Consider the following 26,346-nt stretch of genomic DNA (forward strand, 5'->3'; position numbering starts at 1 on the left):
CGCACCGCACGGAGCACGTCTTCCGATATGCGGCATATGTGGGACCGGCCTACGGTGTCCGACATGGGAGCAGGAACAGCGGTGGAGCTGGACGCGGACGGACGGGCCGTACGGCTGTCCAACCCGGACAAGGTGTACTTCCCGGAGAAGGGCTACACCAAGAAGGACGTGGCCGACTACTTCCAGGCCGTGGGGCCGGGCATCCTCCGCTCCCTGCGCGAGCGGCCCACCACCCTGCAGCGCTTCGTCGACGGGGTCGAGGGCGACTTCTTCTACCAGAAGCGCGCGCCGAAGAACCTCCCCGACTGGACCCCCACCGCCCGGATCGAGTTCCCCAGCGGCCGGCACGCCGACGAGATGTGCCCCACCGAACTGGGAGCCGTCCTCTGGGCGGTCAACCTCGGCACCCTGACCTTCCACCCCTGGCCGGTGCGCAGGGCGGACACCGACCACCCCGACGAGCTGCGCATCGACCTCGACCCGCAGCCCGGCACCGATTACGCCGACGCGGTGCGGGCGGCCCACGAACTACGCGCGGTCCTGGACGAGCAGGGGCTGCGCGGCTGGCCCAAGACATCCGGCGGGCGCGGCATCCACGTCTTCGTCCCCCTCGTCCCGGAGTGGACCTTCACCCAGGTCAGGCGGGCGGCCATCGCGGTGGGGCGCGAACTGGAGCGCAGGATGCCGGACCGGGTGACCACGGCCTGGTGGAAGGAGGAACGAGGCGAGCGGATCTTCGTCGACTACAACCAGACGGCCCGCGACCGCACGATCGCCTCCGCCTACTCCGTGCGCCCCTTCCCCCACGCCCCGGTCTCCGCCCCGCTCCGCTGGGAGGAGGTCGACGACGCCGAGCCGCGCGACTTCGACCTCCGGACGATGCCCGTGCGCTATGCCGAGGTGGGCGACCTGCACGCCGACATGGACGACCACGCCTTCCGCCTCGACCAGGTGCTGGAGCTGGCGAGGCGTGACGAACACGAGCACAGGCTCGGCGACCTGCCCTATCCGCCGGAGTACCCGAAGATGCCGGGTGAGCCGAAACGGGTGCAGCCCAGCCGCGCCCGGCACGACACCGGTGACGACGCGTGAGTGCGGACGACGGGACGGAGCGCCCCGCACACGGCGCGCACGGCAGGCCCCCGACCCGGGCCGAGAAATGGACGTCGTACAAACAGTCGCCCTACGTTCCCGCGTTCGTACTGCTCTTCATCCTCGCCGCTGCGGCCGGGCTCTTCGCCGGCTCCTACACCTACACGATGGCCGATCCGACGCCGCGCCGGATCCCGGCCGCTGTGGTCGGCGATGTCGCGGCACGGGGCGGGAAGGAGTTCATCGCGGGGATGGAGAAGGCCCTCGACGCCTCCCTCCACCTGCGTCCGTACGCCACCCGGGCCGAGGCGCGCCAGGCCATGGAGGAGCAGAAGGTCTTCGTGACGCTGCGGCCGGGTGAGCGTGGGGTGGCCATGGACATCGCGGGGGCCGCCGGGGCCACGGTCGCCCAACTGCTCGCCGAGACCGGCGCGAAGGTCGCGAAGACCACCGGAGTCCCCGTGACGGTCACGGACGTCAAGCCGCTCCAGAAGGGGGACCCGCGCGGGCTGGCACTCTTCTACATCTCGCTGGCCGCCGTCATCATCGGCTTCGTCGGGGCCATCCAGCTCAGCGTGCACGCCCGGGCACTCAATCCGCTCGAGCGCATCGGTTTCACCGCAGCCTACGCCCTGCTCGGCGGCTTCGCGATCGCCGCGGTGGTGGACTGGCTGCTGGGCGCGCTGAATCTGCCGTTCGTCGAGTCCTGGCTGATCCTGTCGCTCACGATGTTCACCTCGGGCATGGTCTTCACCCTGTTCAACACCATCATGGGGCGCTGGGCGATGCTCCCCACCTGGGGACTCATGGTGCTGCTGGGCAATCCGTCGTCCGGGGGAGCGGTGTCCTGGCCTCTGCTGCCCTCGGCGCTCGGAGAGATCGGGCGCTGGCTGCCGCCGGGCGCCTCGGTCAACGCCCAGCACACGGCGGTCTACTACCAAGGCCACCAGTACGCCTTCCCGTTCCTGGTGCTGGCGGCCTGGTCGCTGGTCTCCTGCACGGTCTTCTGGGTGTGGCGCCACCGGCACCCGGGCGGCCGTGCCCGCGTGCCGGAGCACGCGGCCACGGCCGCCTGAGTGTGCGCTCGTCCCTACAACTCCTGGATGCGGATGTCGCGGTACGAGATCACGTCCGTGGTGCTGTGGACCTGGAGCCCGATGTAGCCGGAGGCGTACCGCCGGCCGTCGGTGCCCGGGTCGTCACCGCGCGGCGGCTCGAAGAGCTGTCCGCCGTTGTTGTCGAACTCGTTCAGCAGGACACCGTTGCGGTAGATCTCGTAGTGCTGGTCCACCACCCGGATCTCGTAGTCGTTCCAGGTGCCCTTGGGCGTGACCCCGGCGCCGCCGAGACCGACCCGGTCGAACCCGTAGACGGAGCCGGTCTTGTACATGTCGCCGTCCGGCCGGTCGTTGACCTGGATCTCATGACCGTACTTGATGGCGACCCACTCCGGACGGGACTCCTCCGGGTGGTCGTCGACGTCCGGGAAGCGGACGAACACTCCGCCGTTGGCGTTACCCGCTGCCGGGGCGTCGTCCCGCCACTGGAGCTTCAGCGAGAAGTCCTCGTACTGCCGGGCCGGGAACCACAGCATCCCCATGCCGTCCACCGTGGTGGAGCTGGTGATCGAGCCCTCCTCCTCGTTCAGCCCGAACTGTCCGCCGCCGACGTGCCGCCACCTGGCGAGGGACTCGGCGGTGCCGTCGAAGAGCTTGCGGTAGCCCTCGTCCTGGCCAGGCTTGCCGATGCCGGACTGCTTGGCCGCCCGGTAGATCTTCTTGTGCTCACGGGCGTCGACGACCCCGTCGGTGAGCAGCTTGTCCAGGACCTTGTCGACGTGCTTGAGGAACAGCGCGTGCGAGGACCAGTCCTTCTCGTCCTCGATGAGCTCGTTGATCGTGCAGCGGTTACCGGTGAGCCTGTTGGGGACACCGGAGTCCACCGTGCCGACGATGACGGTGAGCCGTTCGTCGAACTCGGGGCAGTTCGGCGCCGGGACGCCGCCGCTCTGCGCGACGGTGAACGAGCTCTGCTTCGCCTCGGAGGTGTTGCCGGCCTTGTCCGTCGCCCGGTGGGCGACGGTGTGGTGGCCCACGCGGTCGACGATCACGGGCGTGGTGTACGCGAGGTACGGGCCGCCGTCGAGGGAGTACTCGACCTTGTCCACGCCTGAGTCGGCGTCGGTCGCGGTGACCGTGGCCTTGGCGCTCGTGATGAACGCGCCGTCCGAATTCTTGTCGCCCGTCACCACCACGGAGGTCTCCGGCGGGGTCTTGTCCTGAGACGGCGGTTCGACGACGGTGAAGTCGACGGACTTCTCCGCCGCGGCGTTGCCGGACCTGTCGGTGGCCCGGTAGCGCACGCTGTGGGTGCCCACCTCGTGCACCATCACGGGAGCGGTGTACGCCTGCCAGGCGCCGTCCGCCCCGATCGCGTACTCGATGGTGTTGACCCCGGACCCGGTGTCGGACGCGGTCACGGTGACCGTGGCCATGCTGAGGTAGGCGCCGGCCTCGTCCTTCTCGCCCGAGACGGTCGCCGAGGTCTCCGGTGGGGTCTCGTCGTCCGTGGGCGGTGCCGCGACCGCGAAGTCGACGGACTTCTCCGCCGAGACGTTGCGCGACTTGTCCGTCGCGCGGTAGCGGACGGTGTGCGTGCCCACCTCGTTCACCACGACGGGCGTGGTGTACGGCTGCCAGGCGCCGTCGGCCCCGACCGCGTACTCGACGGTGTCCACGCCCGAATCCGCGTCGGTCGCCGCCAGGGTGACGGTGGCCTGACCGATGTACGCGCCGTCGTTGTTCTTGTCGCCCTCCACCGTCGCCGAGGTCTCGGGGGCGGTGGTGTCCTCGCCGCCGCCGTCCTCGGTCACGGTGAGGATGCCCTGCATGGACGCGTGGCCGGGAATGGTGCAGTGGTAGAAGTACCGGCCGGGAGTGAGGGTGACCTCGACGCTGTGCTTGCCGCCCTCGCTGTCACTGGGGTTGGCCAGGATGTTCAGCGGGACGTCGTTGTTGAACTCCATGTTCGAGACGCTGAAGGTCAGTGTGTGCGGCATGCCCGTGGTGTTGCCGGTGGCCGCGCTGTTCTCGAAGACGATCGTCGCCGGGCCGGCCACCGCGGTCGTGGGCGCCGACAGGTAGCGGTCGATGGGGTCGCCCGCGGTCCAGGTGAGGACCTGGTCGGCGGCGGTCGCCGGACGGTCGTCCTCCCGTCCGTACGCGGCCGTCGACGTCAGTCCCAGGACCATCAGGAACGAGCCGAGCAGGGCGAGCCACACCCGTGCCGGTCCGTACCGCTGTCGCGCGAGGAGCGAAGGGTGTCTCACTGCGCTGCCGCCTTCCTTGCCAGGTCCGTGGCGGCCGGGGTCGGACCGCCGCCCTTGTACGTCACGCGCCACAGCGCGGACTTGGAGTCGGAGGTGAAGAAGCCGCGCCCGTAGTCCAGGACGTAGAGCGAACCGTCCGGGGCGAACTTCCAGTCCATGAGGTTGCGGATGCCGTCCGCACCGCCCGGAATGATCTTCTTCAGGGACTCGGCATGGGTGGGCAGTCCGCCCTTGCCGACCGTCTTCGGGTCGGTCAGCACGGCGTGACGCGGCTGGGTGCCGTCGTAGAAGTCACCGACGAACCACTTCCCGTCCCAGTACGCAGGCCACTTGGCCTCGCTCGTGCTCGACGCGTCGTAGCGGTAGACCGGGCCGTTCATGGTCGCCTGGCCGCCGCCCTTGAGCCAGGGCAGGAGCTGCTTCTGGTCCTCCACCTTGTAGCTGGGGACGCCCTCGGCGTTGCGCGGGTAGTCCACGCCGCCCCCTTGGGGCGAGTACCAGATGGTGTTGCCGGTCACCGGCGGCAGCTTGACCAGGCCGTCGTTGTTCGGCGACTCGTTCTTCGGCGCGTCGCAGTCGTACCAGTCCAGCGGCTTGGTGGGATCGGGAAGGTTGCGGTCCCGGTAGGGCTGCTTGTTGCCCATGCAGTACGGCCAGCCGTGGTTGCCGGCCTGGGTGATCGCCGCGAACGTGTCGTACTTGGCGGGACCCCAGGTGGTGCTGGGGGCACCGGCGTCGGGGCCGACCCAGCCCGCGTACAGGGTGTCGGTCGACGTGTCGACGGAGATGCGTGCCGGGTTGCGTACGCCCATCACATAGATCTCGCCGCGGGTCTTGCCGCCGCCCTCGTCCGGCTCCTCGCCGGTGAAGAGATTGTTCGCGGGCAGGGTGTAGGTGCCGTCGTCCTCGGGGTGGATCCGCAGGATCTTGCCGTTGAGGTTGTTGGTGTTGCCCGCGGTGCGGCGGGCGTCGGCGAACGAGACGCCCTTGTAGTTCGGCTGGGGGTTGTTGCCCGAGTAACCGTCGCTGAAGCCCGAGGAGTTGTTGTCACCCGTGGCGATGTAGAGGTTGCCCTTCGAGTCCCAGGCCATGCCGCCGCCCGCGTGGCAGCAGCTGTGGATCTGGACCGGCCAGTCCAGCAGCACCTTCTCGGACGCCAGGTCCAGCTTGTTCGTGGTCCGGTCGAAGGTGAAGCGCGAGACCTGGCGCACCGCCATCCGCTTGTCGCGGTCGATCTTCGCGTGCGGGGTGTAGTGCAGATACACCCAGCCGTTGGCGGCGAAGCCGGGGTCCAGCTCGATCCCGAGCAGGCCCTCCTCCACCTTGTTCAGCTCGTCGCCGCCGCCTTTGTTGCCGAAGACGCTCAGCTTGCCGGCGAGGGTGACCTTCTTGGTCGCGGGGTCGTATACATGGACTTCGCCCTCGCCCTTGCCGACGTTCGGGTCGTTCCAGTCGGTGACGACCGGCACGCTGCTGTCCGCGCCGCCGCGTCCGATGTAGAAGACCCGCCCGTCCTTCGCGGTCACCAGGCCGTGCGGCTCGCCGATCTGGTCGTTCTGCCCGGGCTGATTGGGCTGGGTGAGCCGCTCGGCCGTGTAGGCGGAGTCGATGGTGGCCTCGCAGTCGGCCTGCGAGAGACGGCTCGTCCAGGCCAGCGCACCGCGCAGATGGTCGCGGAAGTCGGTCTCGGCGTAGCTGGCGGCCGTACCGCCCATGGCGGTGTAGAAGGACCGGCCGCCGTCGTAGTCACGGCACCAGGAGACCGGATGGTCCCAGCCGTTGGCACTCTTGCCCGGCGTGTAGGTGAGCTCCCGGACGCGGGCCACGGTGTGCACCTCGCCCGACGGGTTGTCCTTCCAGTTCAGCCACTTGTCCGGGCGCTTCCACTCCAGCGGGAGGTTCTTCGTCGCGGGGTGCTGCCGGTCGCCGATCTCCACGGTGGCGCGCTGGACGCCCGTGGGGCTGTCCGCAGCCGGACGGGCGCCGACGAGACCGGTGAACCAGTCGGAGTACGGTTCGGCGCGCGCCGCGTCGTGGACGCCGAGGAAGCCGCCGCCGGCCTCCATGTACGCCTCCAGACCTGCTTCCTGCTCCGGGTCGAGCACATCGCCGCCGCCGGTCAGGAAAACGACCGCGTTGTACTTACCGAGCTGCTTGCCGTTGGTGAAGACCGCGGCGTCGTCGGTGGCGACGGTCCTGAAGCGCCCGGCCTCAGGGCCACTGAGGCCGATCTTCTCGATGGCCGCGATGCCCGCGTCCACGGTCGGCGGCTCCTCGCCGGCCGAGGCGTGGAACACCAGCACCCTGACATCGGCCCCGCCTGGGGGCGTGGGCAGGGACAACGTTGTCGCCATCCGCTCCTTCAGCCCCGGATCCGGATAGGGGCTGGCGGTGGCCGCGTTGCCGCCGAGCAGGGACGCGGTCAGGGCGCCCGCCGCCACGGCCGCCGCGAGACCGCGGCGTGATCTGGACCTGTGATGTGGTGTGCGCTGCATGTGGTCACCCACCCTTTTTGGTCACTTCTCCGGTCACTTCTCGTCACCGCACCGCTGTGTTCACTGCGACAGCGCATGAAGCTAGACCTCTTTTCGCGACTCGCCAATAGGTATGGCAGCAATCGAACGAACTTTGTCCTGAGTGTGGATAAACTCTCGGCCCCCGTCTACCGTGTGGGCCGTCCAGGGGAGCAGCGCGTCAGTTCCCCTCTCGCAGTGGGGAGTTCGACATGGACCGAAGGACCTTCAACCGCAGGATGCTGGTGGGCGGCGGGGTTGCGGCGGCCACCGGAGTGACATCGATGTCACTCGGCGCGGTGCAGGCCACCTCCGCGGAGAACCCGGCGAAGACGGCCCCCGCGGGCGGAGCCGTGCGTCATCTGAAGCTGTACGCGGAGAAGCTGGCGGACGGTGAGTTCGGTTACGGCTTCGAGAAGGGCAAGGCGTCGATCCCCGGGCCGCTCATCGAGATCACCGAGGGCGACACGCTGCACATCGAATTCGAGAACACCACGGACGTCGACGCCAGCCTCCATGTCCACGGTGTCGACTACGACATCGCGAGTGACGGAACCCGTATGAACCGCAGCCATGTCGAACCCGGCGGAACCCGCACGTACACCTGGCGGACCCATGTCCCGGGCCGTCGCAAGGACGGCACCTGGCAGGCGGGCAGCGCCGGCTACTGGCACTACCACGACCACGTCGTGGGCACGGACCACGGCACGGGGGGCATCCGCAAGGGCCTCTACGGGCCGCTCGTCGTCCGGCGCAAGGGGGACGTGCTGCCGGACCGGACGATCACCATCGTCTTCAACGACATGACGATCAACAACAAGGCGGCCGACGAGAGCCCGAACTTCGAGGCCACGGTGGGCGACCGGGTCGAGGTCGTCATGATCACGCACGGTGAGTACTACCACACGTTCCACATCCACGGGCACCGCTGGGCGGACAACAGGACGGGGCTGCTCACCGGGCCCGACGACCCGAGCCGCGTGGTCGACACGAAGATCTGCGGCCCCGCCGACTCCTTCGGCTTCCAGATCATCGCGGGCGAACACGTGGGAGCCGGCGCCTGGATGTACCACTGCCACGTCCAGAGCCACTCCGACATGGGGATGGCCGGTCTGCTGCTCGTCGCCAAGGCGGACGGCACGGTTCCGGGGTACGGCCCGCCGCACCACGCGGCAGGCGAGGCGGAGGGGCACGCACACTGAGGCGGCGCCGGCCGGATCGTCGGTGAGCCGAGGCCGCTCCGCCTCGAGCGGGGCGGGTCACGGCACGGCGCGGACTGCGGTGGTGGGTGCCTGGTGCCAGACTCGGAGACATGCGGCATCTCCGTGTCCGACCAGACGAGCGAGCCGACGCGACTCGCTGAAGGAGCACACCATGCTCGACCCGGCTTTCGTTACCGGCGCCCCCAACTGGATCGACCTCGGCACCCCCGACATCGAGGCGGCCACCACCTTCTACGGCGGTCTCCTCGGCTGGGAGCTGGTGCCCGGCGGTCCCGAGACCGGTGGCTACGGGATGTACCAGCTGCGGGGCAAGACCGTCGCAGGGGTCATGACGGTGCCGGAGGACCAGGGGCGGCCCGCCTGGTCCGTCTACTTCCAGACCCCCGACGCCGACGCCACCGCACGTACGGTCGAGCAGGCCGGAGGCACCGCGGCGTTCCCTCCGATGGACGTCCTCGACTACGGGCGCATGGGCGGTTTCACGGACAGCACCGGCGCGTACTTCGGCGTCTGGCAGCCCGGGACGAACACGGGCCTCGGTATGATCATGGAACCGGGCGCGCTGATCTGGGCCGAGCTGTACACCCCGGACGTCCCGGCGGCGGCCGCGTTCTTCCACACCGTCTTCGGATGGCGGACCGATGACATGCTGTATCCCGGTGGTTCCTACACGATGATCCGCCCCGGCGGGAGCGACGACGCCGACTCCTCCTTCGGCGGGATCGTGCCCCTGGACGAGGTGCCGAGCCAGGCCGAAGCCGGGCCGCACTGGCTTCCGTACTTCGCCGTGGACGACACCGACGCGACGGTCGCCGGTGTGGAACGGCTGGGAGGCAGGGTGACCATGGCCGCCACGGACGTGCCGGAGGTCGGCCGGATCGCCACGTTCGCGGATCCCGCCGGAGCGGCGTTCGCGGTGATCAAGCCGGCTCCGATGGAGTAGGGCGAGTCGCGCGTCCGGGCCGGCAGGACCCACCGGCCCGGACGTTGAATCATCGTTGATCACTTGTTTATCGGGACAGGGCACCGTGTGACCCATGCCGATCAACACCATGACCGACGAGCTCGCCTGGCAGGAGACCGCGTTGTGTGCGCAGGCCGGGCCCGAGTTCTTCTTCCCGGCGCCGGGCAGTTCCACCCGGGAGGCCAAGCAGCTGTGCAACGCCTGCGAGGGCCGGGTGGCCTGCCTGGAGTTCGCACTCGCCAACGACGAGCGCTTCGGTGTCTGGGGCGGGCTCTCCGAGAAGGAGCGCGAACGGCTACGCAGAGGGCGGCACGGCCGCCGCTGACCAGCCGTCCTTCTCGTCGCCGCCCTCGGCAGCCGTGTCCGCCGCTGCCGTCGCGGCGTCGCGGATGTCGCGGATGCCGTGCCTCGGACGCAGAGTGGCGGGGGGGGGGGGGGGGGGGGGGGGGGCGGGGGCCCGGGGGGGGGGGGGGGGGCCGCGGGCGGGGGGGGGGGGGGGGGGGCGGGGGGGGGGGGGGGGGGGGGGGGGGGGGGGGGGCGCCCCCCGGCCGCGGCCCCCCCCGCCACTCTCCGCGGGTCGGGGAGCGGATCCCGAGCCTTACCGGGCGGACTGCGGGCGGATCAGCCCTGGGCGGCCCGGGCCGCCATGCGCGCCTTGCGGGTGGCCAGCTTCTCGTCGAACTTCGAGGCCTCGCTGTCCAGGCCGTTCATGTACAGCCCGAGCTCGTCCTGCGCCTTGAGGCCCTCCGGGCCCAGGCCGTCGATCTCGAGGACCTTCAGGTACCGCAGGACGGGCTGGATCACGTCGTCGTGGTGGATCCGCATGTTGTAGATCTCGCCGATCGCCATCTGCGCGGCGGCCCGCTCGAAGCCGGGCATGCCGTGTCCGGGCATCCGGAAGTTGACGACGACGTCGCGCACGGACTGCATCGTGAGGTCCGGGGCCAGGTCGAAGGCCGCGCCCAGCAGGTTGCGGTAGAAGACCATGTGCAGGTTCTCGTCGGTCGCGATCCGGGCCAGCATCCGGTCGCAGACGGGGTCGCCCGACTGGTGGCCGGTGTTGCGGTGGGAGACGCGGGTCGCGAGCTCCTGGAAGGCGACGTACGCCACGGAGTGCAGCATGGAATGCCGGTTGTCGGACTCGAAGCCCTCCGCCATGTGCGCCATGCGGAACTGCTCCAGCTTGTCCGGGTCCACGGCGCGCGAGGTGAGCAGGTAGTCGCGCATCACGATGCCGTGCCGGCCCTCCTCCGCGGTCCAGCGGTGCACCCAGGTGCCCCAGGCGCCGTCGCGCCCGAAGAGGGAGGCGATCTCGTGGTGGTAGCTGGGAAGGTTGTCCTCGGTCAGCAGGTTCACGACGAGGGCGATGCGGCCGATGTCGGTGACCTTGGACTGGCTGGTCTCCCACGCCTCCCCGTCCTCGAAGAGGCCGGGGAAGTTACGGCCGTCGGAGAACGGCACGTACTCGTGGGGCATCCAGTCCTTGGCGACCTTGAGATGGCGGTTGAGTTCCTTCTCCACCACCTCTTCCAGCGCGTACAGCAGCTGGGCGTCTGTCCACGCCTTCGAACTGCCGATGTGGGGAGAGGCGATCGTCACGGGGGCTCCTGGGGACGGGAGAATTACCTACGGCTTCGTAGGTTACGTGACCGTAGGTTAAGGCGGCGGTAAGGCCGAAGCCAAGCCGGGCCCTCGCAGTCCGTGCTCACCCACCGTTATTCATGCAGGTCAAATGGGTTTACGAGGGGACAGGTCGGGCATCATCGTCCCCGATTCCCGGCAGCCGGCCGGGCGCGATGTCCCGGAGTCCGTCCGCGTCCAGCAGCAGCCACCGGGTGATCCCCAGTGACTTCAGGAACGGTACGTCGTGGCTCGCCACGATCAGCGCGCCCTCGTACGCCTCCAGCGCCGACGCCAGGCGGCGTACGCCGGGCATGTCGAGGCTGTTCGTCGGCTCGTCCAGCATCAGCAGCCGGGGAGCCGGTTCGGCGAGCAGCAGCGCCGCCAGCGCGGCCCGGAAGCGCTCCCCGCCCGAGAGCGTGCCGGCCGGGCGGTCCGCCCCCGCACCCTTGAAGAGGAAGTGCGCCAGCTTCGCCCGGATTCCGTTGCCCGTGGCTCCCGGTGCGACGCGTGCCACGTTGTCGACGAGGGACAGCGCGTCGTCGAGGACGTCGAGACGCTGCGGCAGGAAGCCCACCGGCACCTGGGCGGTCGCCTCACCGGACACCGGGTCCAGCTCACCCGCGATCGTGCGCAACAGCGTCGTCTTCCCCGCGCCGTTGCGGCCGACCAGCGCGATCCGCTCCGGACCGCGCAGATCCCACTCGCCCCGCACCCGGGCCCCGTAGGCCAGTTCGAGATCCCTGAGCACCAGCACACCACGGCCCGGATGCACCCGGGTGTGCGGCAGCTCGATCCGGATCGCCTCGTCGTCCCGCACCGCCTCGACCGCCTCGTCGAGGCGCTCCTCCGCGTCCGCCAGCCGTTCGGTGTGCATGACGCGGTGCTTGCCGGCCGATTCCTGGGCGGTCTGCTTGCGCTGGCCCATCACGGCCTTCGGCTCGCGCTTGGTGTCCCACATCTTCTGCCCGTACCGCTTGCGCCGGGACAGCTTGACGTGTGCGTCGGCGAGTTCGCGCTTCTGCCGCCGTACGTCGGCCTCCGCGACCCGCACCATCCGCTCGGCGGCCTCCTGCTCCACGGCCAGCGCCTCCTCGTAGGCCGACAGGCTGCCGCCGTACCAGGTGACGGCGCCGTCGCGGAGATCCGCGATCCGGTCCACCCGCTCCAGCAGCTCCCGGTCGTGACTGACCACGACCAGCACGCCCGTCCAGGCTTCCACGGCGTCGTACAGCCGCCCGCGGGCGTACAGGTCGAGGTTGTTGGTCGGCTCGTCCAGCAGCAGGACGGAGGGGCGTGCCAGCAGCAGCGCCGCCAGGCGCAGCAGCACACACTCGCCGCCGGACAGCTCGCCGATGGTCCGGTCGAGACCGATACCGGTCAGGCCCAGCTGGTCGAGCACGGCGCGGGCACGTTCCTCGACGTCCCAGTCGTCCCCGACCGCGGTGAAGTGCTCCTCGGCGGCGTCGCCCGCCTCGATGGCGTGGAGCGCCGCCCGCGCCGCGGCGACACCCAGCGCCTCGTCGACCCGCAGCGCGGTGTCCAGGACGAGGTTCTGGGGGAGGTGGCCGACGTCGCCGGCCGTCCTGATGTGTCCAGCCGTCGGGGTGAGTTCACCGGCGATCAGCCGCAACAGGGTCGATTTACCGCACCCGTTGAGCCCGATCAACCCGGTCCGGCCGGGACCCACGGCCAGTTGGAAGCCGTCGAAGGCCTCGCTCCCGTCGGGCCAGGCGAACGAGAGGTCGGAGCAGAGGATATGCGTGGTGGATGCAGGCACAAGGGCCTCCCTATTGCGTCGAGGAATCACGAAGAACGGCTCGGACACCGGGGTCACGCAGGGGCACGCGCGTCAGGGCACGCGGCGCCGTGTGCGGACACCTCAGATGTGGAGCAACGTCCTTCTCCGATCGACGACGACAGGGACACCGCAGACGTTACGAGCGGTCCCGCCGCCACGCAACCGAATTCGGCTCGTCCCGAGTCCAGGAGGTCACGCGCAAGAGGTGCTCAGGACGGCCCGTCCAGCAGATCCGTCAGATCGCCGTCCAGATCCATGAAGCGGTACTCGTCTCCCACCGGGACCAGCTCCTGCGCCCGCTGCAGGAAGCGGCGCAGCTCGGACGTGCGGACATGCACCATCGCGATGCCCTCGACGGCGTGGAACTCCAGCACCGTACGGTCGTACCCGAACGGCCGGACCCGGACGTCGCCGACGCCGGCCGGCGCGTCCATGCCGGTGGCGAGCAGCTCACGGGAGAACTCCCAGGACACCTCGGTGCCTTCGAGGGTCGCCGGGCCCGGGAACGCCATGCGGACGGCGAAAGGGTCCTGGCGGTCGTAGTGCAGAGTGGCGGGCAGGGTCTCCATACGCGGCGCGGACGCGACCATACGGGCCTGCACTGACTGCTCGATAACGCTGGACAAGACCTGCTCCCTCTCGCCTCGGACGAACGGTTCCCGGCATTGGAGTAGACGACGGAACGCCTCCATCCGTGCACCGGCGTACGGCGTGAGCTGCGTCACCGACCCCCCGCTTTCTCTGATCAACTGCCCCGTTTCGCGTGGCGCACCCTGGACGGGTGTCCACCGGTGGGTTAGCTTCCGGCGCCATGAGGGCCATGAGGAAGATGAGACGGCTGCTGGCACCGGTGCTGTGCGGCGCGGCGTTGACCGCCGTGCCGGCCGCACCGTCGGCGCAGGCCACGGCGGGCGGGCCCGAGCACCGGGAGCCGCGCTGGACGCTCACCGTGACGGGAACGGACGCGCGCTTCCGCGGCCTTGCGGCCGTCGGCCGCGACGCCGCCTGGGTCGCGGGCTCCGGGGGCGCGGTCCTGCGAACCACGGACGGGGGACGCCACTGGAGCGATGTCTCGCCGGCCGGCGCGGCCGGGCTGGAGTTCCGTGACATCGAGGCGTTCGACCGGCGGCGTGCGGTGGCGCTGGCCATCGGCGAGGGCGAGGCATCCCGGGTCTTCCGTACCGAGGACGGGGGCGCGTCCTGGACCGAGGCCTTCCGCAACCCGGACGCCCGGGCCTTCTACGACTGTCTGACCTTCCTCGACAGCCGTCACGGGCTCGCGATGAGTGACCCGGTGGACGGGAAGTTCCGCATCCTGTCGACCTCGGACGGTGGGCGGAACTGGCGGGTGCTGCCCGATGCCGGGATGCCCGCCGCGCAGCCGGGCGAGGCCGGGTTCGCGGCGAGTGGACAGTGCCTCGTGAGCGCGGGCGGCCAGGACGTCTGGCTCGCCACCGGCGGTGCGGCGACCGCCCGGGTGCTGCACTCCGGCGACCGCGGCCTGACATGGACGGCAGCGGCGTCGCGGATCCCGGCGGGGGATCCGGCGCGCGGCGTGTTCGGCCTCGCGTTCCGGGACCGTACGCACGGCATCGCGGTCGGCGGCGACTACCGGGCGGACCAGGCGTCGACGGACGCCGCGTCCGTCACCGGCGACGGCGGCCGGAGCTGGCGGGGCGCGGCCACCCCGCCCGCTGCCTACCGGTCCGGGGTCGCCTGGCTGCCGCACGGCCGGCGGTCGGCGCTCGCCGTGGGGCCGAGCGGAACCGACGTCACCCGGGACGGCGGGCGCACCTGGCGGACCGTGGACACCGGTTCGTACGACACGGTCGACTGCGTGCCGGACGGCGGCTGCTGGGCCGCGGGCGAGAAGGGACGGGTCGCGCGGCTGGGGTAGCGGCGGCCCGGTCGCGGCAACAGCGTGCCGCCGCATCCTTCAGAGACGCGCGGCGGTGCGGACGAGGCCGGCGACGGCCACGGACCGGCTCTGCGGCGGCCAGGCGATGACGGTCGTGATCGACGGCGCGTCCAGCACGGGCACCGCGGCCAGGTCGCTCCCGAGCTGAGCCCTGCACGACTCGGGCGCGATCATGACAGCACGGCCCAGCGCGACCAGCTGGAGCAACTGCGTGTGGTCACGAACCTCCGGACCGCTACCGTCCGGATACGTCCCGTCCGCACGCGGCCACCGCGGCATCGGCAGCCCGGCCAGGGCGGAGACCTCCGCCATGTGCACGCCGGACCGCCCGGCCAGGTCGTGCCAGGCCGGCAGGACCGCGATCTGCCCCTCCGTGGACACGTCCTCCGTGTCGAACCCGGCCGCCGTGTCGAACGGCCGGTGCAGCAGGGCCACATCGGCCCGGCCGTCCCGCAGCAGCTGTTCCTGCTCCCCGATCCCGCACAGCAGCAGATCCACGGCCACCGCATCGGGCTCCGCCGCGTAGGCGTCCAGCAGCTTCGCCAGGAACTCGCTCGACGCACCCGCCTTCGTCGCGAGCACGACACCGGCCTGGCCGGGCGCGGCGGGCGCGGCCCGACGGGTACGGCGCTCCGCCGCTTCCACCGCGTCCAACGCCGCCCGCGCCTCCCGCAGCAGCACCGCCCCGGCCTCCGTCAGCGTGACCGCGCGGCTGCTCCGCTCCAGCAGCACCGCCCCCAGACGACGCTCCAGCTTGCCGATCGCCCGTGACAGCGGCGGCTGCGCCATCCCCAGCCGCTCCGCCGCCCTGCCGAAGTGCAGTTCCTCGGCGACAGCGACGAAATACCGCAACTCGCGTGTCTCCATGCCCGCAGCGTACCGGGGTCCACGAGGCGCCCACCTGGTACCGATACCCGTACGGTATCGCCGCCCACCTGATCGGTGTTGGCGGACTTCGACCGCGCCCGAACACGATGGACGCATGAGTGGACAGAAAACCGCGCTGGTGACCGGCGCGAACAAGGGAATCGGGTACGAGATCGCGGCCGGGCTCGGTGCCCTCGGGTGGAAGGTCGGGGTCGGCGCCCGGAACGAGGAGAGGCGCGAGACAGCCGTGAAGAGGCTGCGCGAGGCCGGCGTGGACGTGTTCGGCGTACCGCTCGACGTGACCGACGACGCGAGTGTGGCCGCCGCCGCCGGGCTGACCGAGGCAGCAGCCGGCGGCCTCGACGTGCTCGTCAACAACGCCGGGATCACCGGCGGCGGACCGCAGGAGCCCAGCACGGTCGACCTGGCGAGGCTGCGGGCGGCCGTGGACACCAACGTCTTCGGTGTCATCCGCGTGACCAACGCGATGCTGCCGATGCTGCGCCGCTCGGCGTCGCCGCGGATCGTGAACGTGTCCAGCAGCGTCGGCTCGCTCACCCTGCAGACCACGTCCGGCGCGGAGACGGGGCCGGTCGCCGTCGCCTACGCGCCGTCGAAGTCGTTCCTCAACGCCGTCATGATCCAGTACGCCAAGGAACTGAGCGACACGAACATCCTGATCAACGCCGCCTGCCCCGGCTTCGTGGCGACCGATCTCAACGGTTTCCGCGGCGTCCGCACCCCGGAGCAGGGCGCGGCGACCCCGATCCGGCTCGCGACCCTGCCCGACGACGGCCCGAGCGGCAGGTTCTTCGACGACGAGGGAGAGGTGCCGTGGTGACGGGCCTGCACGGCCGTGTGCCGACCCGTCGCGCATCTTCGTGACCGGCGGGTCCGGCTGGCGGGCTGCCTAAACTGGGTGTCATGACGACGTTCCGGATGCCCGCCGACGAGTCCGAAGCCCGCGCCGTCCAGGACGCGTTGCGCTCGCGGGTGGTCCTGGACGAGCCGGGGCCGACGCCGGGGACCGGCCGGGTCACCGGGGTCGACGTCGCCTACGACGACGAGCGGGATCTCGTCGTCGCGGCGGCCGTCGTCCTGGACGCGGCGACCCTGGAGGTGGTGGCCGAGTCCACCGCCGAAGGCCGCGTGACGTTTCCTTACGTCCCCGGGCTCCTCGCCTTCCGGGAGATCCCGGCCGTCCTGGCCGCGCTGGAAGGTCTGTCGGTGGACCCGGGGCTCGTCGTCTGCGACGGCTACGGGCGGGCACACCCGCGCAGGTTCGGGCTCGCCAGCCATCTCGGTGTCCTCACCGGCCTGCCGGTCATCGGGGTGGCGAAGAACCCCTTCACCTTCCGTTACGAGCAACCCGGGCCACGGCGCGGCGACTTCACCCCGCTCATGGACGGGGACGAGGAAGTCGGGCGGGCCCTGCGGACGCAGGAGGCCACGAAGCCCGTCTTCGTCTCCGTCGGGCACCGCACCGGCCTCGACAACGCCTGCGCCCATACGCTCGCGCTGGCCCGCGACTTCCGTCAGCCGGAGAGCACACGCAGGGCCGACGCCCTGTGCCGGTCCGCTCTCCGGGAAGCGGCCGGCTGACCGAGGCCCCGGCTCGGGATCCGCTCGGGATCTGTTGCCAACTGAGTACATGTACGGATGTTCTTCGTCGAATATCAGGGGCAGGCTGGTACACATGATCGACCACCACGCACCCCAGATGAGCACCGGAACCGTACGTCTCTCCCAGCGCGGCGTCGCCGTGGGCATGACCTTGGGCGTTCTCGCAGGAGTCGCCTGGGCCGTCTCCATGGTCGTCACGCTGGCATCCTGGATGTTCTGACCGGGCGCGGGCCGCTTCCTCCCTGGGCTCAGCGCACCGCCGCGACCCGGAAGCGCAGCCCGGCTGCCTGCAGCCGCTCCAGCAGCGCATCGCCCATCGCCACGGCCGTCGTGACCTGACCCGATGTCGCCGGCAGGTCGTCGAGGGCGAGCGCGAGAGCCGCTTCGGCCAGCATCTTCGCCGTCTCGTCGTAGCCGGGGTCGCCGCCCGACACCTCCGTGTAGACCCTCCGGCCGCCGCCCTCCCCGATGAAGCGCACCGTGAACCAGGAGCGCTTCCTGCGTTGTTCGCCGGGGCCCGTGCCCGGTTCGACCCGGGCCGACAGCCAGTTCCGTACGGCGGGCACCTGGGCGGCCCCCGTCAGCAGGCCCGCCGCCGCCGTGCCGCCCAGGGCCACCGGCAGGTGCTTCACCGAGGCGAAATGCCGGTAGCGGAAGTCCGGGCCGTAGCGCTCCAGCACTCGCGCGGACCGCTGCACGACGCGGGGGTCCAGGGTCGGCAGCGGCAGGGCCCAGGTGCCGGTCTCCGGACTGAAGTGCGGTGCTCCCTGCGGGGCACGGGCCCGGCGGCCGACCAGGCGCGGCTCGTGCAGACGCCGCTCGTGTGCGGCCCGCGTCATCTGCGGCCCGCGGCCCATCGCGGTGAGCGCCGAGGCGAACGTCCCGCCGGAGAAGACCGCGTTGGTGCGGACGTAGCCGTCGACGGTCAGCGGGACGCCTTCGGGGAGCTGTTGGACGGTGAACCAGACGCCGAGGTCGTGCGGTACGGAGTCGAAGCCGCAGGCGTGCACGAGGCGGGCTCCCGTCTCACGGGCCCGGCCGTCGTGCTCCAGGTACATCCGGTCGACGAACTCCGCCTCCCCGGTGAGATCGGTGTAGTCGGTGCCGGCCTCCGCGCAGGCGGCGACCAGCTTCTCGCCGTACCAGACGTACGGTCCGACCGTCGACGCCACCACGTGCGAGGACTCGGCGAGCCCGCGCAGGGCGTCGGCGTCGTCCGCGTCCGCCGTCAGCAGGGGGAGGTCCGCGCAGCGCGGGTTCCGCGCGGCGAGGCGCTCGCGGAGCTGCTCCAGCTTGCCGCGGCTGCGGCCGGCCAGGGCCCAGCGGCAGCCGTCCGGAGCGTGTGCGGCGAGATATTCGGCCGTGAGGGCCCCCACGAAGCCGGTGGCTCCGAAAAGGATGACGTCATAAGGGCGTTCCGCCCCGTTCTGCCTGTTCATGAGTGCCTCCGCAGGGGCCGGCGCCGATGTAGCAGGCAGAGGGTAGCGGAGCCGTTCGTGGTGCCGTGCGGCCGGGCGGGCCTCGGTGAGAGAGGATCCCGAGGAAGGAGCTAAGCGCTTGCTCGGCCAAAAGGGTTGTGCGGAGCGCGGTCCGTTCTTAGCATCATCGATGTTACATCAGTTGTGTCATACCGCTGGGGGCTTGATGGCAACGACAGGACACGGGTCGCAGGGCCCGCTGACCGGAGTGCGCGTCGTCGAACTGGCGGGCATCGGCCCGGGACCGTTCGCCGCGATGCTCCTCGCCGACCTCGGCGCCGACGTGGTGCGCGTCGACCGGCCCGGGGGTTCGGTGATCGGCGTCGAACCCGCCTTCGACCTCACCAACCGCAACAAGCGGTCGGTCCTCGTGGATCTGAAGGCCGGGGACGGAGCCGGGCAGGTCCTCGACCTCGTCGAGCGCGCCGACGTCCTGATCGAGGGCAACCGGCCGGGCGTCGCCGAACGCCTCGGCGTCGGTCCCGACGCCTGCCTGGCACGCAATCCGCGGCTCGTCTACGGACGGATGACCGGTTGGGGCCAGGACGGGCCGCTGGCCGAGCGGGCAGGACATGACATCGGTTACCTCGCGCTCACCGGCACCTTGTCCATGATCGGAAGATCCGGCGAACCGCCCACGGTGCCCGCCAACCTGGTCGGCGACTACGCGGGCGGCTCGCTCTACCTCGTCGTCGGTGTGCTCGCCGCCCTCCAGCACGCCCGTACGCCCGGCGGGACCGGGCAGGTCGTCGACGCGGCCATCGTCGACGGCGCGGCCCACCTCGCCACGATGATCCACGGCATGCTGGCGGCCGGCAGCTGGCAGGACCGGCGCGGCTCCAACCTCCTCGACGGCGGCTGCCCCTTCTACGGCTCCTACGAGACCTCCGACGGTCAGTACATGGCGGTCGGGGCCCTGGAGCCGCGCTTCTACGAGGAGTTCACCGGGCTCCTCGGCATCGGGGACGAGGCCCCCGACCGCAACGACTTCGGGCGCTGGGAGGAGCTGCGCACCCTGGTCGCCAGCCGGTTCAGCACCCGTACGCGCGCCGAGTGGACCGAGGTCTTCGAGGGGACGGACGCCTGCGTGGCACCCGTCCTCTCGCTCCGGGAATCGCCCCGACACCCCCACCTCGCCGCCCGCTCCACCTATGTGGAGCACAGCGGCCTCACCCAGCCCGCGCCCGCTCCCCGCTTCTCCGCGACGCCCGTCTCCGTACGCACCGGACCCGCTCTGCCCGGCGCGGACACCGAGGCCGTCGCCGCGGACTGGGACCTGCCGGGCCTGCTGACCACCGGGAAGGAAAAGACCGGCTGATGGAACTCTCCCTGCCGCTGAACTACGCGGGCGATCCGCGCGCCGCCTGCGACGAGGTCGCTGAGCTCGAGTCCGCCGGGCTCGACGCCGTCTGGGTCGCCGAGGCGTACGGCTTCGACTCGCCCACCCTCATGGGCTACCTCGCCGCCCGCACCGAGCGCCTGAAGATCGGCGCGGCGATCCTCAACGTCTACTCCCGCACCCCCGCTCTCATCGCCCAGACCGGCGCCGGGCTGGACGCCGTGTCCGGCGGCCGGGCCCTGCTCGGCCTCGGCGCCTCGGGCCCGCAGGTCGTGGAGGGCTGGCACGGCAAGCCGTACGACAAGCCGCTCGGCCGGACCCGCGAGACCGTCGAGCTCTGCCGCCGGATCTGGCGCCGCGAGGTCATCGACCACCACGGCATCACCGACATGCCCCTGCCGAAGGAGAAGGGCGGCAAGCTGGGCAAGCCGCTGAAGATCCTCACCCGGCCGGTGCGCGACACCATCCCCCTCTACGTCGCTTCCCTCGGCCCCGCCAACGTCCGGCTGACCGCCGAGATCGCCGACGGCTGGCTGCCCACCCTCTACATCCCGGAGAAGGCCCAGCAGGTCTGGGGCACGGCACTGGCCGAGGGTGCGGCGAAGCGCGACCCGGCGCTCGGCCCGCTGCAGACCGTCGCGGGCGGCCTGCTGGCCATCGGCGAGGACGCGGCGGCCGTCAGGGACCTCGCCCGTCCGCAGATCGCGCTGTACGTCGGCGGCATGGGTGCGCCCGGCAAGAACTTCTACAACGACCTCGCGGTCGCCTACGGCTACGAGAAGGAGGCCGCCATCATCCAGGAGCTCTACCTCTCCGGGAAGAAGAAGGAGGCCGAGGCCGCCGTCCCGGACGAGTTCTGCGAGCTCATGACGCTCTGCGGCCCCGAGGGCTACGTACGCGACCGCATCGAGGTCTTCCGCGAGGCCGGGGTCACCATGCTCAACGTCACGCCCGTCGGCCCCGAGCCGGCGCGGCTGATCTCCACCGTCAAGAACTGGCTCCAGGGGGCTTGAAGTGCAGCGGAAGATCTTCACCGAAGAGCACGACGCGTTCCGCGAGACCGTCCGCACCTTCCTGGCCAAGGAGGTCCTCCCGCACTACGAGCAGTGGGAGAAGGACGGCATCGTCTCGCGCGAGGCCTGGCTCGCGGCCGGCCGGCAGGGGCTGCTCGGCCTCGCCGTCCCCGAGGAGTACGGCGGCGGCGGTAACGCCGACTTCCGCTACAGTGCCGTCCTCGCCGAGGAGTTCACCCGGGCCGGGGTCTCCGGGCTTGCGGTCGGCCTGCACAACGACATCATCGGCCCCTACCTCACCGGGCTCGCCACCGAGGAACAGAAGCGCCGCTGGCTGCCCGGCTTCTGCAGCGGCGAGACCATCACCGCCATCGCCATGACGGAACCCGGCGCGGGCTCCGACCTCCAGGGCATCCGTACAGGTGCGGAGGACAAGGGAGACCACTGGCTCCTCAACGGCTCGAAGACCTTCATCTCCAACGGCATCCTCGCCGACCTGGTGATCGTCGTCGCCAGGACCTCCCCGGAGGGCGGCGCGAAGGGCCTCTCGCTGCTCGTCGTCGAGCGCGGCGCCGAAGGCTTCGAGCGGGGCCGCAACCTCGACAAGATCGGCCAGAAGTCCCAGGACACCGCCGAGCTGTTCTTCAACGACGTACGCGTCCCCAAGGAGAACCTCCTCGGTGAGCTCGACGGCGCGTTCATCCACCTCATGACCAATCTGGCCCAGGAGCGCATGGGCATAGCGGTCGCCGGGATCGCGGCCGCCGAATACCTCCTGGAGATCACCACCCAGTACGTCAAGGAGCGCGAGGCCTTCGGGCGACCGCTCTCCAAGCTCCAGCACATCCGCTTCGAGATCGCCGAGATGGCCACCGAGTGCGCCGTCACCCGGGCCTTCCTCGACCGGTGCGTCGTCGACCACTCCGAGGGGACGCTCGACGCCGTCCACGCCTCGATGGCCAAGTGGTGGGCCACCGAGCTGCAGAAGCGGGTCGCCGACCGCTGCCTCCAACTCCACGGTGGATACGGCTACATGACGGAGTACCGCGTGGCCAAGGCCTTCACCGACGGCCGTATCCAGACCATCTACGGCGGCACGACCGAGATCATGAAGGAGATCATCGGCCGCTCGCTGCTCGCCTGACCTCCCCGCCCCGCACCGAACCCGAAAGGCAGCTGCCTTGAGTACCGAAGCATTCATCTACGACGCGATCCGCACACCGCGCGGCCGCGGCAAGGCCAACGGCGCCCTGCACGGCACCAAGCCGATCGACCTCGTCGTCGGCCTCATCCACGAGATCCGCGACCGGTTCCCCGGCCTCGATCCCGCTGCCATCGACGACATCGTCCTCGGTGTCGTCAGCCCGCTCGGTGACCAGGGCTCCGACATCGCCCGTATCGCCGCGATCGCAGCCGGGCTCCCGGACTCCGTCGCGGGCCTGCAGGAGAACCGCTTCTGCGCATCCGGCCTGGAGGCCGTCAACCTGGCTGCGGCCAAGGTGCGTTCGGGCTGGGAGGACCTCGTCCTGGCCGGTGGCGTCGAATCGATGTCCAGGGTGCCCATGGGTTCCGACGGCGGTGCCTGGGCCATGGACCCGATGACCAGCTTCGAGACCGGCTTCGCCCCGCAGGGCATCGGAGCCGACCTCATCGCCACCATCGAGGGCTTCTCGCGGCGCGACGTCGACGAGTACGCCGCCCTGTCCCAGGAGCGCGCCGCCATCGCCTGGAAGGAGGAGCGCTTCGCCCGCTCCGTCGTCCCCGTCAAGGACCGCAACGGCCTGCTCGTCCTCGACCACGACGAGCACATGCGCCCCGGGACCACCGCGGACTCGCTCGCCTCCCTGAAGCCCTCGTTCGCCGCGATCGGCGAGATGGGCGGCTTCGACGCCGTGGCCCTCCAGAAGTACCACTGGGTCGAGAAGATCGACCACGTCCACCACGCGGGCAACTCCTCCGGGATCGTCGACGGCGCCGCCCTCGTCGCGATCGGCTCCAAGGAGACCGGCGAGCGCTACGGACTCACCCCGCGCGCCCGGATCGTCTCCGCCGCCGTGTCCGGCTCCGAGCCGACCATCATGCTCACCGGACCCGCCCCCGCCACCCGCAAGGCGCTGGCCAAGGCCGGGCTCACCATCGACGACATCGACCTCGTCGAGATCAACGAGGCCTTCGCCGGAGTCGTCCTGCGCTTCGCCAGGGACATGGGTCTGAGCCTCGACAAGGTCAACGTCAACGGCGGTGCCATCGCACTCGGCCACCCGCTCGGTGCGACCGGCGCGATGATCCTCGGCACACTCATCGACGAACTGGAGCGGCAGGACAAGCGCTACGGCCTCGCCACCCTCTGCGTCGGCGGCGGCATGGGCATCGCCACCGTCGTCGAGCGTCTCTGACCCGTCCCGTCCCCGGCCCCTCTTACGGAGAAGAACACCCATGACCGAGAGCACGACCATCCGCTGGGAACAGGACGAGACCGGCGTCGTCACCCTCGTACTCGACGACCCCAACCAGTCCGCCAACACGATGAACCAGGGCTTCAAGGAGTCCATCGCGGCCGTCGCCGACCGCGCGGAGGCCGAGAAGGACTCCATCCGGGGCATCATCTACACCTCCGCGAAGAAGACCTTCTTCGCGGGCGGCGACCTCAAGGACATGATCAAGATCGGTCCGGAGAACGCGCAGGCGGCGTTCGACGCCGGAACGGCCATCAAGAACGCGCTGCGCCGCATCGAGACCCTGGGCAAGCCGGTCGTCGCCGCGATCAACGGCGCGGCACTCGGCGGCGGATACGAGATCGCGCTCGCAGCCCACCACCGGGTCGCCCTGGACGCCCCCGGCTCCCGTATCGGCCTGCCCGAGGTCACCCTCGGTCTGCTGCCCGCCGGCGGCGGTGTCACCCGGACCGTGCGGCTGATGGGCATCACCGACGCGCTGCTGAAGGTCCTCCTGCAGGGCACCCAGTACACCCCCCGGCGGGCGCTGGACAACGGCCTCGTCCATGAGGTCGCGGCCACCCGTGAGGAGATGCTCGAGAAGGCCCGCGCCTTCATCGACGCCCACCCGGAGTCGCAGCAGCCCTGGGACGTCAAGGGCTACCGGATTCCCGGCGGCACCCCGTCGAACCCGAAGTTCGCGGCCAACCTGCCGGCCTTCCCGGCGAATCTGAAGAAGCAGCTCGCGGGCGCGCCCATGCCCGCGCCCCGCAACATCATGGCCGCGGCGGTCGAGGGGTCGCAGGTCGACTTCGAGACCGCGCAGACCATCGAGGCGCGCTACTTCACCGAGCTGGTCACCGGCCAGGTCGCGAAGAACATGATCCAGGCGTTCTTCTTCGACCTCCAGGCCGTCAACTCCGGCGCCAGCCGCCCGGGGGGCGTCGAGGAGCGCCAGGTGCGCAAGGTGGCCGTCCTCGGCGCCGGGATGATGGGCGCGGGCATCGCCTACTCCTGCGCCCGCGCCGGCATCGACGTCGTCCTCAAGGACGTCTCCGCCGAGGCGGCTGCCAAGGGCAAGGCGTACAGCGAGAAGCTCCTCGCCAAGGCGCTCTCCCGGGGCCGTACGACCGAGGAGAAGCGGGACGAGCTGCTGGCGCGCATCACTCCGACCGGTGACCCGGCCGACCTCGCGGGCTGTGACGCCGTGATCGAGGCGGTCTTCGAGGACACCGCGCTCAAGCACAAGGTGTTCCAGGAGATCCAGGACATCGTCGACCCCGACGCGCTGCTCTGCTCCAACACCTCGACGCTGCCCATCACCGCCCTCGCTGAAGGGGTCACGCGCCCGGCCGACTTCATCGGGCTGCACTTCTTCTCACCCGTGGACAAGATGCCGCTCGTCGAGATCATCAAGGGCGAGAAGACCGGCGACGAGGCCCTGGCACGCGCTTTCGACCTGGTGCGCAGGATCAAGAAGACCCCGATCGTCGTCAACGACTCGCGGGGCTTCTTCACCTCGCGCGTCATCGGCCACTTCATCAACGAGGGCGTCGCGATGGTCGGCGAGGGTGTCGAACCCGCGTCGGTCGAACAGGCGGCGGCGCAGGCCGGCTACCCGGCCAAGGTGCTCTCCCTCATGGACGAGCTGACGCTCACCCTGCCCCGCAAGATCCGCAACGAGACCCGGCGCGCCGTCGAGGAGGCGGGTGGCACCTGGGCCACGCACCCGGCGGACGAGGTCATCGACCGGATGGTCGACGCGTTCGGACGGCCCGGGCGCAGCGGGGGAGCGGGCTTCTACGAGTACGGCGAGGACGGCAAGCGCGGTGCGCTCTGGACGGGGCTGCGTGAGCACTTCACGAAGCCCGGAACCGACGTGCCCTTCGAGGACATGAAGGAGCGGATGCTCTTCTCCGAGGCACTGGACAGCGTCCGCTGCCTGGAGGAGAACGTGCTCATGACCGTCGTCGACGCCAACATCGGCTCCATCATGGGCATCGGCTTCCCGGCCTGGACCGGCGGCGTGCTCCAGTACATCAACGGGTACGAGGGGGGCCTGCCCGGCTTCGTGGCACGGGCACAGCAGCTCGCGGAGCGCTACGGCGACCGCTTCCTGCCGTCGCCGCTGCTGGTGGAGAAGGCGGAGAAGGGCGAGACCTTCCACGACTGAGGGCGTCCCTCGCGGGCCGTGTTCACGCTTCCTCGCTCGTGGTGAACGCGGCCCGCAGTTCCTCCTTCAACGACCGCTGGAAGGCGGTCAGCAGCGCCTGGAGCACCATCGGCTGCATATGGGCCGACAGCGACTTCATCGCCTTCACGTGTTCCGGGTCCGACTCCCGCTCCCGGTAGGGGTTCCACACCTCGTCCCGGAACAGCCGGGTCAGCTCGTGGGCTGCCGAGCGGGTGTGCTCCAGCAGCACCGTGCGCGCGGCCAGGATGGTCTCGTGGGCGATGGGCACGTCCAGGAGCTCCACCCCGAGCCGCAGCAGACCCGGATCCACCCGGAAGGGCCCCTCGGACTTCCCGGGACGCTCCAGCACCCCCATGGCCGCCAGCCGGTCCACGTCCTGCCCGCTGAGGGCTCTGCCCGCCCGTCGCTCCAGCTCGGCGCGTTCCATGTCCTCCGCCGAGTCCGGTGCCCAGGACGCCACCAGGGCGCGGTGGATCGCCAGGTCCTGCGCGCTCAGGTCGGGCGGCAACTGCTGGAGATAGCGTTCGATGGCGGCCAGCGTCATGCCCTGATGCTGGAGTTCCTCGATGAGGGCCAGTCGGGAGAGATGGTCCGGCCCGTAGTGCCCGACGCGACGGGGCCCGATCACGGGAGGCGGCAGCAGGCCCTTGGTGCTGTAGAAGCGCACGGTGCGCACGGTGACTCCCGCACGCGCCGCCAGTTCGTCGACGGTCAGCGTCGGCTCGTCGGCCCCGGTCGCCATGGCTGCTCCTTGTCGCGGACAGGCCCGTCCTGACGGGCCTGGGTCGATCAGGTGCAACAGTATTGCTGTCGCACCACTGTTGTGAAAGTGCCCGGGGGTGACGAGCAGGTCTGCGTCCGTCGTTCGCGCAGCGAAGCGGATGCCCGCCGCCAGAACGTGGCCCTCACGGAAGCGGGACGGGAGGCACCGTGAGGGC

22 protein-coding genes are annotated in these 26,346 nt (G+C 70.6%); 14 read left to right on the forward strand and 8 right to left on the reverse strand.

Going from position 1 to position 26,346, the window contains the following annotated elements:
- Nucleotides 1-81: 81 nt before the first annotated feature.
- Nucleotides 82-1,092, forward strand: coding sequence for a non-homologous end-joining DNA ligase (ligD, locus tag ACFYQ5_RS31720; RefSeq protein WP_389202651.1), 1,011 nt, complete (start codon nucleotides 82-84; stop codon nucleotides 1,090-1,092).
- Entirely contained in the window at nucleotides 1,089-2,168 is a 1,080-nt protein-coding gene (locus ACFYQ5_RS31725; RefSeq protein ID WP_389202563.1) for an ABC transporter permease, read from the forward strand. Before ligD ends, ACFYQ5_RS31725 begins: the two co-directional genes overlap by 4 nt.
- 14 nt (nucleotides 2,169-2,182) lie before the next feature.
- On the opposite strand, the gene ACFYQ5_RS31730 is transcribed toward ACFYQ5_RS31725, so the two are convergent.
- A complete protein-coding gene (locus ACFYQ5_RS31730; protein WP_389202564.1) occupies nucleotides 2,183-4,420 on the reverse strand; it encodes an OmpL47-type beta-barrel domain-containing protein in 2,238 nt (745 codons plus the stop codon).
- Nucleotides 4,417-6,915: a ThuA domain-containing protein gene (locus tag ACFYQ5_RS31735; protein ID WP_389202565.1), complete on the reverse strand. Its 2,499-nt coding sequence runs from the start codon at nucleotides 6,913-6,915 to the stop codon at nucleotides 4,417-4,419. Before ACFYQ5_RS31735 ends, ACFYQ5_RS31730 begins: the two co-directional genes overlap by 4 nt.
- 230 nt (nucleotides 6,916-7,145) lie before the next feature.
- Between ACFYQ5_RS31735 and ACFYQ5_RS31740 the strand changes: the two genes are divergently transcribed.
- The 3 genes from ACFYQ5_RS31740 (at nucleotide 7,146) to ACFYQ5_RS31750 (ending at nucleotide 9,445) form a co-directional block, all read left to right on the forward strand.
- Nucleotides 7,146-8,135 (forward strand): multicopper oxidase domain-containing protein, encoded by a 990-nt coding sequence (locus tag ACFYQ5_RS31740; RefSeq protein WP_389202567.1) that lies wholly within the window; start codon nucleotides 7,146-7,148, stop codon nucleotides 8,133-8,135.
- Nucleotides 8,136-8,307: 172 nt separating this feature from the next.
- Nucleotides 8,308-9,099: a VOC family protein gene (locus ACFYQ5_RS31745; RefSeq protein ID WP_389202568.1), complete on the forward strand. Its 792-nt coding sequence runs from the start codon at nucleotides 8,308-8,310 to the stop codon at nucleotides 9,097-9,099.
- 94 nt (nucleotides 9,100-9,193) lie between these two features.
- On the forward strand, nucleotides 9,194-9,445 hold the full coding sequence (locus tag ACFYQ5_RS31750) for a WhiB family transcriptional regulator (RefSeq protein WP_389202569.1): 252 nt from the start codon (nucleotides 9,194-9,196) through the stop codon (nucleotides 9,443-9,445).
- 296 nt (nucleotides 9,446-9,741) lie between these two features.
- On the opposite strand, the gene ACFYQ5_RS31755 is transcribed toward ACFYQ5_RS31750, so the two are convergent.
- The 3 genes from ACFYQ5_RS31755 to ACFYQ5_RS31765 all read right to left on the reverse strand — a co-directional run bounded on the left by ACFYQ5_RS31755 (nucleotide 9,742) and on the right by ACFYQ5_RS31765 (nucleotide 13,167).
- Complete coding sequence (locus tag ACFYQ5_RS31755; protein ID WP_389202571.1) at nucleotides 9,742-10,719, reverse strand: acyl-ACP desaturase; 978 nt, start codon at nucleotides 10,717-10,719, stop codon at nucleotides 9,742-9,744.
- Between the two features lie 139 nt (nucleotides 10,720-10,858).
- Nucleotides 10,859-12,520: an ABC-F family ATP-binding cassette domain-containing protein gene (locus tag ACFYQ5_RS31760; RefSeq protein WP_389202572.1), complete on the reverse strand. Its 1,662-nt coding sequence runs from the start codon at nucleotides 12,518-12,520 to the stop codon at nucleotides 10,859-10,861.
- Between the two features lie 230 nt (nucleotides 12,521-12,750).
- Entirely contained in the window at nucleotides 12,751-13,167 is a 417-nt protein-coding gene (locus tag ACFYQ5_RS31765; protein WP_389202573.1) for an SsgA family sporulation/cell division regulator, read from the reverse strand.
- 185 nt (nucleotides 13,168-13,352) lie between these two features.
- Between ACFYQ5_RS31765 and ACFYQ5_RS31770 the strand changes: the two genes are divergently transcribed.
- Complete coding sequence (locus ACFYQ5_RS31770) at nucleotides 13,353-14,438, forward strand: WD40/YVTN/BNR-like repeat-containing protein (protein WP_389202574.1); 1,086 nt, start codon at nucleotides 13,353-13,355, stop codon at nucleotides 14,436-14,438.
- A gap of 39 nt (nucleotides 14,439-14,477) precedes the next feature.
- Here the strand turns inward: ACFYQ5_RS31770 and ACFYQ5_RS31775 are convergent, their stop codons facing one another.
- Nucleotides 14,478-15,326 carry a LysR family transcriptional regulator gene (locus ACFYQ5_RS31775; protein ID WP_389202575.1) on the reverse strand — a complete coding sequence of 283 codons (849 nt, stop codon included), beginning with the start codon at nucleotides 15,324-15,326 and terminating at the stop codon, nucleotides 14,478-14,480.
- 115 nt (nucleotides 15,327-15,441) lie between these two features.
- Here ACFYQ5_RS31775 and ACFYQ5_RS31780 point away from each other — a divergent pair, with 115 nt between their 5' ends.
- From ACFYQ5_RS31780 to mmpA, 3 genes are all read left to right on the forward strand, one after another.
- Nucleotides 15,442-16,167 (forward strand): SDR family oxidoreductase, encoded by a 726-nt coding sequence (locus ACFYQ5_RS31780; RefSeq protein ID WP_389202577.1) that lies wholly within the window; start codon nucleotides 15,442-15,444, stop codon nucleotides 16,165-16,167.
- An 83-nt stretch (nucleotides 16,168-16,250) separates the two neighbouring features.
- A complete protein-coding gene (locus tag ACFYQ5_RS31785; protein WP_389202578.1) occupies nucleotides 16,251-16,928 on the forward strand; it encodes an endonuclease V in 678 nt (225 codons plus the stop codon).
- 94 nt (nucleotides 16,929-17,022) lie between these two features.
- The gene (gene mmpA, locus ACFYQ5_RS31790; RefSeq protein ID WP_389202579.1) at nucleotides 17,023-17,169 is read left to right on the forward strand and encodes a morphogenic membrane protein MmpA; all 147 of its coding nucleotides are present in this window, start codon (nucleotides 17,023-17,025) and stop codon (nucleotides 17,167-17,169) included.
- 28 nt (nucleotides 17,170-17,197) lie between these two features.
- Here the strand turns inward: mmpA and ACFYQ5_RS31795 are convergent, their stop codons facing one another.
- Nucleotides 17,198-18,388: a saccharopine dehydrogenase family protein gene (locus ACFYQ5_RS31795; RefSeq protein WP_389202581.1), complete on the reverse strand. Its 1,191-nt coding sequence runs from the start codon at nucleotides 18,386-18,388 to the stop codon at nucleotides 17,198-17,200.
- 205 nt (nucleotides 18,389-18,593) lie between these two features.
- Here ACFYQ5_RS31795 and ACFYQ5_RS31800 point away from each other — a divergent pair, with 205 nt between their 5' ends.
- From ACFYQ5_RS31800 to ACFYQ5_RS31820, 5 genes are read left to right on the forward strand one after another with little or no spacing between them, the layout of a single operon-like run.
- Entirely contained in the window at nucleotides 18,594-19,745 is a 1,152-nt protein-coding gene (locus ACFYQ5_RS31800) for a CaiB/BaiF CoA transferase family protein (protein WP_389202583.1), read from the forward strand.
- A complete protein-coding gene (locus ACFYQ5_RS31805; protein WP_389202584.1) occupies nucleotides 19,745-20,779 on the forward strand; it encodes an LLM class F420-dependent oxidoreductase in 1,035 nt (344 codons plus the stop codon). Before ACFYQ5_RS31800 ends, ACFYQ5_RS31805 begins: the two co-directional genes overlap by 1 nt.
- A gap of 1 nt (nucleotide 20,780) precedes the next feature.
- A complete protein-coding gene (locus ACFYQ5_RS31810) occupies nucleotides 20,781-21,923 on the forward strand; it encodes an acyl-CoA dehydrogenase family protein (protein ID WP_389202586.1) in 1,143 nt (380 codons plus the stop codon).
- A 37-nt stretch (nucleotides 21,924-21,960) separates the two neighbouring features.
- Nucleotides 21,961-23,175, forward strand: a complete 1,215-nt coding sequence (locus tag ACFYQ5_RS31815; RefSeq protein WP_389202587.1) for an acetyl-CoA C-acetyltransferase — start codon at nucleotides 21,961-21,963, stop codon at nucleotides 23,173-23,175.
- A gap of 40 nt (nucleotides 23,176-23,215) precedes the next feature.
- Nucleotides 23,216-25,387 carry a 3-hydroxyacyl-CoA dehydrogenase NAD-binding domain-containing protein gene (locus ACFYQ5_RS31820; protein ID WP_389202588.1) on the forward strand — a complete coding sequence of 724 codons (2,172 nt, stop codon included), beginning with the start codon at nucleotides 23,216-23,218 and terminating at the stop codon, nucleotides 25,385-25,387.
- 22 nt (nucleotides 25,388-25,409) lie between these two features.
- On the opposite strand, the gene ACFYQ5_RS31825 is transcribed toward ACFYQ5_RS31820, so the two are convergent.
- Nucleotides 25,410-26,150 carry a MerR family transcriptional regulator gene (locus ACFYQ5_RS31825; protein WP_389202590.1) on the reverse strand — a complete coding sequence of 247 codons (741 nt, stop codon included), beginning with the start codon at nucleotides 26,148-26,150 and terminating at the stop codon, nucleotides 25,410-25,412.
- Between the last annotated feature and the right edge of the window lie 196 nt (nucleotides 26,151-26,346).

The organism is Streptomyces sp. NPDC005794 (genome assembly GCF_042871445.1).
In the GTDB taxonomy this organism is placed as follows: Bacteria; Actinomycetota; Actinomycetes; order Streptomycetales; family Streptomycetaceae; genus Streptomyces.

Coding starts and splice junctions, on each gene's coding strand:
- ACFYQ5_RS31770 (WP_389202574.1), top strand. CDS start 13,353: ATGAGGGCCATGAGGAAGATGAGACGGCTGCTGGCACCGGTGCTGTGC.
- ACFYQ5_RS31740 (WP_389202567.1), top strand. CDS start 7,146: ATGGACCGAAGGACCTTCAACCGCAGGATGCTGGTGGGCGGCGGGGTT.
- ACFYQ5_RS31775 (WP_389202575.1), bottom strand. CDS start 15,326: ATGGAGACACGCGAGTTGCGGTATTTCGTCGCTGTCGCCGAGGAACTG.
- ACFYQ5_RS31745 (WP_389202568.1), top strand. CDS start 8,308: ATGCTCGACCCGGCTTTCGTTACCGGCGCCCCCAACTGGATCGACCTC.
- ACFYQ5_RS31780 (WP_389202577.1), top strand. CDS start 15,442: ATGAGTGGACAGAAAACCGCGCTGGTGACCGGCGCGAACAAGGGAATC.
- ACFYQ5_RS31820 (WP_389202588.1), top strand. CDS start 23,216: ATGACCGAGAGCACGACCATCCGCTGGGAACAGGACGAGACCGGCGTC.
- ACFYQ5_RS31735 (WP_389202565.1), bottom strand. CDS start 6,915: ATGCAGCGCACACCACATCACAGGTCCAGATCACGCCGCGGTCTCGCG.
- ACFYQ5_RS31750 (WP_389202569.1), top strand. CDS start 9,194: ATGCCGATCAACACCATGACCGACGAGCTCGCCTGGCAGGAGACCGCG.
- ACFYQ5_RS31795 (WP_389202581.1), bottom strand. CDS start 18,388: ATGAACAGGCAGAACGGGGCGGAACGCCCTTATGACGTCATCCTTTTC.
- mmpA (WP_389202579.1), top strand. CDS start 17,023: ATGATCGACCACCACGCACCCCAGATGAGCACCGGAACCGTACGTCTC.
- ACFYQ5_RS31825 (WP_389202590.1), bottom strand. CDS start 26,150: ATGGCGACCGGGGCCGACGAGCCGACGCTGACCGTCGACGAACTGGCG.
- ACFYQ5_RS31805 (WP_389202584.1), top strand. CDS start 19,745: ATGGAACTCTCCCTGCCGCTGAACTACGCGGGCGATCCGCGCGCCGCC.
- ACFYQ5_RS31800 (WP_389202583.1), top strand. CDS start 18,594: ATGGCAACGACAGGACACGGGTCGCAGGGCCCGCTGACCGGAGTGCGC.
- ACFYQ5_RS31785 (WP_389202578.1), top strand. CDS start 16,251: ATGACGACGTTCCGGATGCCCGCCGACGAGTCCGAAGCCCGCGCCGTC.